Below are 836 nucleotides of genomic sequence, written 5' to 3' on the forward strand. Positions count from 1 at the left end.
AAAAAAAAAGACTTTATGCTATGCTTCTTTATTCAGTTGTATTAGGATAGAGAGCCCTTGTGTTTTATGATACAAATAATATTTTGAGGAACGTTTGCTTTGTTTGTTTTTGGCAGGTATAATCTATATCCTTAATCTATTCGTTTTTTAGAATACTAAACTTATAAGTAAAAACAGTTAAAGAGCAAGTGCTATACACTTGCTCTTTAAAATGCTACTTAAGCAACTGGCCAACGGTTGTGAATCGATGCGTTACCTACTATAATTTCTTCTGCCGAAACGGTAAAGGTAATCGTCATAGGTACATCTCCATTAACGTCTAATTTCTCTTTGTAGTATACAATGTATGCATTTTTGAATTCTATTTCTTTCATCTTTGCATCTTCATCTGTTTTCTTGTAAACGATTTTACCTTCTACAGACTTAAATTGGCTATTAAGCATTGCTTCGATTACAGAAGTGTCTTCTGTAGACTCAATTGTTAATGTAATTCTCCCGCCATAAACGTTAGAAGATATTTTTCCTTTTTTGTCAGTATCTCTACTAAATGCATAATCTGAACTTAATACGTCAAATTCTTTTCCTCCTAATTCTAAAGATGCTCTAAATGATCCCATAATGTTTTTTTAAAATATTAATTTATTAAAATAGTGCCTTAATTTTTTACTAGTATTAAAATCTTAGCTGTTCTTAGAAAAACAATTTTAAAAAATCGTTTAATTAATATATAAAAACTGGTTGAAGGTCTCTTGATATTACCAGGAAGGCATATATCTGGATGGCTGTTTGACAGTTTATTTTATAAAGAAAAAAAAGATTCTAAATTGTCGTTTCTG

General features: G+C 29.4%; 1 protein-coding gene. It reads right to left on the reverse strand.

Features of this window, described 5'->3' with window-relative positions:
- Window positions 1–218 precede the first annotated feature (218 nt).
- On the reverse strand, window positions 219–617 hold the full coding sequence (gene tssD / locus AC2D8I_RS16285) for a type VI secretion system tube protein TssD (RefSeq protein ID WP_484707172.1): 399 nt from the start codon (window positions 615–617) through the stop codon (window positions 219–221).
- Between the last annotated feature and the right edge of the window lie 219 nt (window positions 618–836).

The organism is Lacinutrix sp. YIN62 (assembly GCF_057219185.1).